Source organism: Trinickia sp. (genome assembly GCF_036503415.1).
GTDB lineage: Bacteria > Pseudomonadota > Gammaproteobacteria > Burkholderiales > Burkholderiaceae > Trinickia.
Genome location: NZ_DASXWY010000209.1, coordinates 37559 through 46455, shown reverse-complemented (window position 1 = coordinate 46455; position 8897 = coordinate 37559). Strand labels below are relative to the sequence as shown.

The window sequence follows — 8897 nt, the reverse complement described above, 5'->3', positions numbered from 1 at the left end:
TCGGGCGCCGCGCAGGGGTCTTCATCATCATCGTCATTGGCACCGCCATCGGCCGACTCGCCCGCTTCCGGTTCCGCTGATGCCATCGGCGCGGCGCAGGTCGCACAAACCGCATCGACGGCGGCATTGGCCGAGACCGTCGCTGCGCTGTCGCGCTCGCTCGCTGAAGAGCGTCGGGCCTCGGCCGCCAGCCGCCGACGTAGCGCGCGCCTGCTGACTATCATGGCGTGCGCGAGTGTCCTGATGCTGGCGCTCGCGATCGCACAGTTCGTCGTCCTCGCACGCGTAGCGCGCGAAAGCGCCGCCGCACAGCAAAAAACCGAGGCGCTGCTGCGCAGCCAGCAGTTGGCGCTCGCGGCGTTTCTCGACACGGCCTCCGGTGCGGCGGCGGATATCCGCGGCACGGCCGACGCGATGGCTGGGAGGCTTGCCGCGCTGCCGTCGCGCCAAGGCGCAGCGCCGGGCGCACCTTCGGCATCCGTTTCGACGCTGACGCCATCGGCCAGGCATGCGCGCACCGCTCACACGCACAGGGGCGGTTGACCGGCGGCTGCCACGGACCCATGCGCCAGCCGCTCCCGTTTACCGTTTCCAACGCTTGAGCAGCAATGCGTTCGTGACGACGCTGACGCTCGAAAACGCCATTGCGGCGCCCGCGAGCATCGGGTTGAGCCAACCGAGCGCGGCGAGCGGAATGCCGATCAGGTTATAGACGAACGCCCAAAACAAATTCTGCTGAATCTTGCGATAGGTCCGCCGCGAGATGTCGATCGCATCGGCGACGAGCGACGGTTCGCCGCGCATGAGCGTGATCCCGGCCGCATGCATCGCGATGTCGGTGCCGCTCGCGAACGCGAGGCCGATATCGGCTGCCGCAAGCGCGGGCGCGTCGTTGATGCCGTCACCCGCCATCGCGACGATGCCGCCGCTTTGCGCCTTGATTTCGCGCACCACGCGCGCTTTGTCCGCGGGCAGCACCCCGGCGTGGAACGTTTCGATGCCGAGCGCAGCGGCCACCGAAGCTGCGGCGCCGCGGTTATCGCCGGTCACGAGCACGCTCTCGATTCCGCGCGCTGCGAGACGTTCGACGGCAGCGCGTGCATCGGGCTTGACCGTGTCACCGAATGCGATCAGTGCGAGCGCGGTTGCGCTCGCACCCGACCCTTCGGCGCGCATGAGCCACGATACGGTATTGCCGGCGGCCTCGAGTTCGCGAGCCCGCGCGAGCACGGGTGCTGGCGGGGCGATGCCGAGCGCGTCGAGCCAGCCGCCATTGCCGAGCATGAGCGTAGTGCTTTCGACTTCCCCTTGCACGCCCCGGCCCGGCACTGCCTGGACGTGAAGCGCCCGCAGCGGTGCTGCCGCCGGTACGTTGCCGCCCGTTTCCGTCGGCATTTGCGCTTCGGATGCGGTGAGGAGCGCACGCGCGAGCGGGTGCTCGCTGCCGCGTTCGAGCGCGGCAGCGAGCATCCATGCCCGGTCCCGCTCGATCCCGATGCTTTCGAATGCGACGACTCGCGGCTTGCCGAGCGTGAGCGTGCCGGTCTTGTCGAATGCGACGACCGTGACGCGTTGCGCGAGTTCGAGCGCTTCGGCGTCCTTGATCAGCACGCCGTGCCGTGCCGCGACGCCCGTGCCCGCCATGATGGCCGCGGGCGTGGCCAGGCCGAGCGCGCAAGGGCAGGCAATGACGAGCACTGACACCGCGTTGAGGATGGCGGTCTCGGCCGATGCGCCCGAGAGCAGCCAACCGGCGAACGTCGCCGCGGCGATCAGCAGGATCGCCGGTACGAATACGGCACTCACGCGATCCACGAGCCGCTGGATCGGCGCCTTGTGGGCCTGCGCCGTCTCGACGAGCCGCACGATGCGCGCGAGCGTGGTTTCCGCGCCGATCGCGGTGGTGGTGACGGCCACGAGCCCCTCGCCGTTGATCGAACCGGCCGTCAGCCGGTCGCCGGGCGCTTTCGCGACGGGCAGGCTTTCGCCCGTGATCAGGGCTTCGTCCACGTGGGTGCGCCCTTCGAGAATCGAGCCGTCGACGGGCACGCGTTCGCCGGGCCGCACGAGAACGACCATGCCGACGCGCACCTCGTCGAGCGGCACTTCGCGCTCGCTGCCGTCAGCTTGCCGCAGCCGCGCGCGGTCGGGCCGAAGCGCGTTCAGGGCACGGATCGCGGCAGTGGTCTCGCGCTTGGCGCGCGTCTCGAGCCATTTGCCGAGCCGCACGAGCGCAATGACGACGGCCGAGGCTTCGAAGTACAGGTGCATCGTGTCGCCAGGATGCACGCTCATCTGCCACACGCTGAGCCCATAGGCGGCGGAAGTGCCGAGGGCGACGAGCAAATCCATGTTGCCGGTGCGAGCGCGCACGGCATGCCAGGCCCCGACATAAAACCTCGCACCGCAGGCGAACTGCACGACGCTTGCCAATATCAACTGCAGCCATGCCGGCAGCATCCAGTGACCGCCGACGGCTTCGGCGAGCATCGGCAACATCAGTGGCAAAGAGAAAGCGGCGGCGACGGCCACCGCAGCCAGTTCGCGCTGCGATTGCCGATGGCGCGCGGCATCGCGATCGGCATCGGTGCCTGCGGCCGCAGTGCCCGAATCGCGGTCCGATCCACGTGGCGCCTCCACGACGGGCCGCGCCTCGTAGCCGGCCCCCGCGACAGCCGCGACGAGCGCCTCGAGCGTCGCAGGCGCGGCGGCGGTGGCGAGCCCGACACTGGCCCGCTCGGTTGCGAGGTTCACCGAGACGTCGACGACGCCGGGAACGCGCGAGAGCGCTTTTTCGACGCGCCGCACGCACGAGGCACAGCTCATGCCGCCGATATCGAGTTCGGCGGTCGCGGCCGCTGAGGCCGCCGCGGCTGGGGGAGAGGCGAGATCGGTCATGATGGGAATCGGCATAGGCAAGCGGACACTGCCGCGATGAACGACAGTTTTGACCTTCCCATCATTGGAAGGTCAAGCGGCAGTTTCGCGCACGCCGCAAACCCCGTCCATCCGGCCGCGGCGCCGCTGCGGCTCGCGTGATGAAGGGCTTCGCGTGGGCACATTATGGGTTTCGGGCGGCGTCGTGCGGTCGGAGCGGGAAAAAGCGAACAAAACGTATATCCGGGCCTCGCTTCGGAGTTGTCCTTGCTTACCGCCTGAGGATACGATAAAACCCTTTCGCGATCCGACACGAAGCCGGGAGCGCCGTCTTTGCCGGACGGCGTGCCATGTGTCGGATCCTCGATGCCGTTTTGCGGATATTTCATCGACTCCTAAATGAAAAAGACAACAACAATGCGACACGCATTCTCACCCGCCGGGGCTGCATCATGGATCGTCGGCGTTGCCGTGCTCGTGCTGGCCGGATGTGCCGCGCCGATGCACACGACCAGCACGCCTCGTAACCCTGGCTGGACCAAGGACGAAGTCTCCGACTCTTATGTATTCGGTTACCCGCTCGTCGTGATGACGAGTGCCCGCGCGGCGGCCGCGGCGGGGCAGGCGCCCGGAGCGGGAGTGAACACGCTGCAACGCCAGGACACGTTACCGGCAGCGGACGATGCCGGCGTGTTGCCGCACGCCGATGTGGACACGCTGGCATCGACGGCGTGGCTCGATCTGAGCGCCGAGCCGATGGTGCTCTTACTGCCGAATACGCGCGGCGAATACCTCGACGCCCGGGCGCTCGATATGTGGACGAACGTCGTCTGGTCGACGGGCAAGTTTGCCAATGCGCGCGGTTTCACCAAGCCGAGCGCTATCGCCTTCGTGGCGCCGGGCTGGGACCGGCAGTTGCCTGCTGACGTCGAACGTGTCGATGCGCCGGGCATGAGCCTGTGGCTCTCGGTGCGTTTCGCGGCGACGGGGCCTCGCGAGGTGCCAGCCGCGCGAAGACTGCAAAGCCTCGTGCGTCTCGAACCGCTTTCGGCTTTCGTCGAGGAGCACGGCAAACGCGCGAAAGGCGGCAAACGGCTCAAGCCGGGCAAACGCGCGGAATCGGACAGCGACGGCGAATCGATCGTGCTTGCCGACACACCCGCCGCACAAACCAGGGCGGTAGCCGCACTCGACCCAGATGCTTTCTTCGGGCGTCTTGCCGATGCCTTGCGCGACAATCCGCCTTCCGCGGCCGAGGCGCATGAGATCGAGATCCTCGCCGATCTCGGTGTGAAACCGGGCGAAGCCGCGCATTTGCCGCGCGACGCGGCCGATGCGATCAAGGACGGCATCGCCGATGCGCATGCACGGCTTGCCAGCGCGCCCGTCAACGCGCTGTCGGGCAACGGCTGGACGTGGCTTGCCGATGGCGTCGGACACTACGCCGACGATTACGCGCTGCGGGCGTACGCTACGTTTACGCGCCCCGGCAGTGGAACGAAGGAGGACGATATCGTGGCGACCACGTCCGTCGACGCGCAGGGGGAGCCGCTCGACGGCGATAACCGCTATATCCTGCATTTTTCGGCCAAGGCCTTGCCGCCGGTGCGCGGGTTCTGGACACTGACCGCCTATACCGCGGATGGCGCCCTGGCCGATGGCCGGCTGCCGCATCTCTCGGTCGCGTCGCGCGACGGTCTGCGGCGCAACCGCGACGGTTCGGTCGACATTTATGTCCAGAGCGCGTCGCCCGGGCGTGCGCGACAGGTGAATTGGGTTCCGGCACCGAAGGGCCCCTTTGAGCTCGTTTTGCGGCTTTACGCCCCGCAAACCGGCGCCGCGGATGGCAATTGGCAACCGCCTGCGCTCGTGCGCAAGTAAACCGGAGGGTGGATGACGAGCAGTTCTAATGCCGGCAATGAAGGCGCGCTGACCCGGCTACTCGGCGTGGTGCGCTCGCGCGGTGCGCGTCGGTGGGCGATTTCGATCGTCGTCGTCGTCGCCCTTTTCGGGCTGCTGGGATTTTTCGCCGCGCCGCCGCTTCTGCGGCACGTAGCCGAACAGCAACTGAGCGCCCAACTGGCGCGGCCGGTGACGATCGGGCGTGTCACGCTCAATCCTTACACGCTGCGGCTCGAAGCCGATCGCATCCGGATCGGCGAAAAGGCGGCGCCAGGCGATTTCTTCAGCGCCGAGCGCCTCGTCGTGCGCCTGTCATGGCTCACGATCCTGCGCTTCGCGCCGATCGTCGACGAGTTGACGATCGATTCGCCGCACGCGAACATCGTGCGGCTCGATGCGCAGCGCTTCAATTTCACGGATATCGTCGAAAAGTTCTCGACGCCTTCCAAGCCGCAAACGGGGCCGGCGCGTTTTTCCGTCTCGAACATCGATGTCGACAACGGCCGCATCGATTTCGACGACCGATTGCTCGGCGCGCGGCATGTGATCGATCAGCTCTCGCTGGGCGTGCCGTTCGTCGCCACGCTGCCTTCGAAGACCGATATCTTCGTCGATCCTCGTTTTGTCGCACGTGTGGACGGCAGCCCCATCAGCATTGGCGGCAAGACGAAACCGTTCGCGGCGTCGCGCGAATCGGAAATCGCGTTGAAGTTTGCCGATCTGGACGTGCCGCGCCTGCTGTCGTACGCGCCGGTCAAGCTGCCTGTCACCGTGCAAAACGGCAGGCTTGCCGGCGATCTGAAGCTGCACTTCGTGATGACCGGCGATGCGCCGGCGCTCACTGTGACAGGCACCGCCGATCTGGCCGATGCGCGCGTCGTCGACGAACGCAGCGCGCCGCTTTTTTCGGCACATGCGCTGCATGTTGCGGCCGCTTCGCTCGAACCGTTCCAGCGCGTGTTCCGCTTCGACGAAATTCGGCTCGATCAGCCGTCATTGCATCTGGTGCGCGAGCGTTCGGGCGAACTCAGCGTGGCGCGTACGTTTGCCGCCGCGCCGGAGGGTGCGTCCGCAGGCTCGGCCGCATCGGCCACGGAAGCCTCGGCCGCATCGGTGCCGGCCGCGGCATCCGGCGCGACCGTCACCGCGACGCCGCTCGATCTCTCGATCAAGCGTTTGGCGCTCAACGACGGCGACATCGCACTCGAAGACCGCACGCCCGCTCGGCCCGTGGCGCTTGGGCTCAACCATCTGACGGTCGCGGTCGACGATTTTTCGACGCTCGCCAAGCGCCCGGTGCGCTACGCGGTGCGCACGGCGCTCGCCCAGGGCGGCACGCTTGCGGCGACCGGCTCGTTCGATCTCGACGCCAAAACCGCCGATGCAAAGCTCGCGGCCGAGGCGTTGCCGCTCGCGCTGGCCCAGCCGTATCTGGCCGACGCCACGGCTGCGAAGGTTTCGGCTGGCACGCTCGGGGCGAACTTGCCGGTGAAGGTCGATTGGTCGAAGGCGCCGGTGAATGTGCATGTGAGCGATGGCGACTTGACGCTCAAGTCATTGAAACTGGCCAGTTCCAGCGGCTCGGGAGACGTTGCGCTCGGCGACGCGCGCATCGGCGTCAAGCAGATCGACCTTGCGGGACGCAAGGCGGAACTATCGAGCGTCGAGGCGACCGGCCTCGCGGTCAAGGCGACGCGCTTGAAGGACGGCCGCATCGATCTTGCGGCGTGGGCCGAAGCGCCGAAACCGGCACAAGCGCCCGCGGATGCGCGCGCGAGCGAGCACGAGGCCGACCACGCTCAGCGGCCGGCCGTCGCACGCAAGTCTCGCGACGCACGCGCGGCCAACGGTGGTCAGCCCGCGGGCGACTCCCCCGCGTGGCATTACTCGATCGGCGAATTGCGTTTGAAAGACGCGTCGGCCGATATCGTCGATCAGGTGCCGGCCCGGCCGGCGACCGTGCACTTTTCGTCCATTCAGTTGGAGGCGCAAAACGTCAGCGACGACATGAGCCGTCCGCTGCCCATCAAGCTCGATGCGACGCTGAACGGCAAGGGCATGCTCGAAGCCTCGGGAAGCGTAGTGCCGAGCCCGCTCGACGCGTCGCTGAAGCTCCATGCGAACCGTCTCGACGTGGCGGCGTTCGAGCCGTACTTCGGCGATAGCTTGAACGCCGCCGTCAAGAGCGCGTTCGTCAATGCCGGGGGCGAACTGAAGTTGTCGACGGCCAAAGATGGCGTCAAGGCGAGTTACCGGGGCGGTGCGGCGCTCGTCGATGTACGGCTGCTCGACCGCGTCACTTCGGCCCCGCTCGCGGGATGGCGTTCACTGGTGCTGGCGCGTACGAATGTGCGTTACGACGGCCGGGCCACCGATATCGACATCGGCCGTGTGACGTTCGCGCAGTTCTTCGGCAGCGTGTTGCTGAGCGCACAGGGCAAGCTCAATCTCGACGATGTGCTCGCGCGCGAGAAGAGCGACGCGGCGGCGACGGACGCCGCCACGCATCGAGGGCACACGAGCGAAGTGGTGGTGGCACACAACGCGCCGTCCACGCCGTCGAATCCGGTCCATGTTCATGTCGGCGAAGTCGTCTTGCAGCAAGGGCACGTCCGATACACGGACAACTTCGTGAAACCGAACTACAACGCGAACCTCGTCGACATTACGGGAACGATCGGCGCATTCGGCACGGATTCGACCACGCCGGCCCCCGTGGATGTCGGCGCGAGCCTGGCCGGCAACGGCCCGATCGCAATCCGCGGTACGGTCAATCCGCTCGCCGAGAAACCGTCGCTCGATTTGAGCGCGAGCGCGCACGACATCGAGCTCACGAACCTTACGCCCTACTCGGTCAAATATGCCGGCTATCCGATCACGAAGGGCACGCTCAATGTCGATCTGCACTACAAGCTCGAAAACGATCTGCTGACGGCCAACAATCACCTGTTCATCGATCAGCTGACATTCGGCGACCATGTCGAGAACGACACCGCAACGAAGCTGCCGGTGCGCCTTGCCATTTCGCTGTTGAAGAACTCGCGCGGACAGATCGATGTGAACGTCCCGGTCTCGGGCTCCCTCTCGAATCCGCAGTTCAGCCTGGGCAGTCTCATTTGGGGCGCGATTCTGCATCTCGTCGAGCGTGCGGTGACGGCACCGTTCACGCTGCTCGCGAACGCGTTGGGCGGTAGCGGGGAGAGCGGTGCACGGGAGCTTCGCTACGTCGCGTTTGCGCCGGGATCGGCCGAGCTGACCGACTCGACGCGCAGCAAGCTCGATACGATTGCGAAGCTGCTCGCCGAGAAACCGGAAATCAAACTGGACCTGACGGGCCGCGCCGATCCCGCCATCGATACGCCCGCGTTGAGGCTGGCGTATGTGGACGATCTGGTGCGCAAGGAGAAGCTCAAATCGCAGGGTGGGAGCGCGCAGGATGCCGATGTGTCGTCGGTGACGTTCGCACCGGGCGAATACAGCGAGTATTTGACGAAGGCCTACAAGGACGCCGATTTCAAGAAGCAGCGCAACTTCATCGGCCTCACGAAGACGCTGCCCGACGACGACATGAAGCGGATACTGGCCGCCCATGCTCCCATCGACGAGGCGAGCCTTCGCGATCTGGCGCAGCGTCGCGCTCAGGCGGTTCGCCAGTATTTGAAAGTCGATGCCCAGCGGGTATCCATCGCGACGCCGAAGCTGGATGCGAAGGATCTGAACGATACCGGACCGACTACTCGGGTCGACTTTGGACTGGGTTGAATCGGCATTGCCGGGGGGGGCGAAGCGTTGTGGGCCCCCCTCCCCGAAAATAGCCCGCTCGTTCCGCGGGATATTCTCGGACGGGCCACGCGTTGCCGCATCCGCTGCTACAATCTCGCAATCGCAGTCCGGTTCATTCGTTCCGTTCACTTCGTCCACACGCAAAGGAGGCGTCCAAATGGTGTCGACAACGCTTTCAGCCGTCCTTTACGTGGCCCCACTCCCGGCCTTCGCGGTCGCGGTACCTCCGCGGCACAGCTAGCTTTGCCGCACCCGGGCATCGTATTTCCCGGCTGAACGTCCCAACCAATCACTCGCGGTTTGCGCGCGCAGGCGAACGCCTGGCGCTGTAGACG

The 8897-nt window shown here is 66.4% G+C and carries 3 protein-coding genes and 1 pseudogene; 3 read left to right on the top strand and 1 reads right to left on the bottom strand.

What is annotated here, in order from left to right; genetic code table 11:
* Positions 1-543, top strand: a pseudogene (locus VGL01_RS24305) (hypothetical protein); the annotation flags it as partial.
* A gap of 39 nt (positions 544-582) precedes the next feature.
* Here the strand turns inward: VGL01_RS24305 and VGL01_RS24300 are convergent.
* Positions 583-2898, bottom strand: coding sequence for a heavy metal translocating P-type ATPase (locus VGL01_RS24300; RefSeq protein WP_331573947.1), 2316 nt, complete (start codon positions 2896-2898; stop codon positions 583-585).
* A gap of 396 nt (positions 2899-3294) precedes the next feature.
* Between VGL01_RS24300 and VGL01_RS24295 the strand changes: the two genes are divergently transcribed.
* Positions 3295-4758 (top strand): DUF1254 domain-containing protein, encoded by a 1464-nt coding sequence (locus VGL01_RS24295; RefSeq protein ID WP_414720341.1) that lies wholly within the window; start codon positions 3295-3297, stop codon positions 4756-4758.
* A 12-nt stretch (positions 4759-4770) separates the two neighbouring features.
* The gene (locus VGL01_RS24290; protein WP_331573943.1) at positions 4771-8541 is read left to right on the top strand and encodes a DUF748 domain-containing protein; all 3771 of its coding nucleotides are present in this window, start codon (positions 4771-4773) and stop codon (positions 8539-8541) included.
* Positions 8542-8897 lie beyond the last annotated feature (356 nt).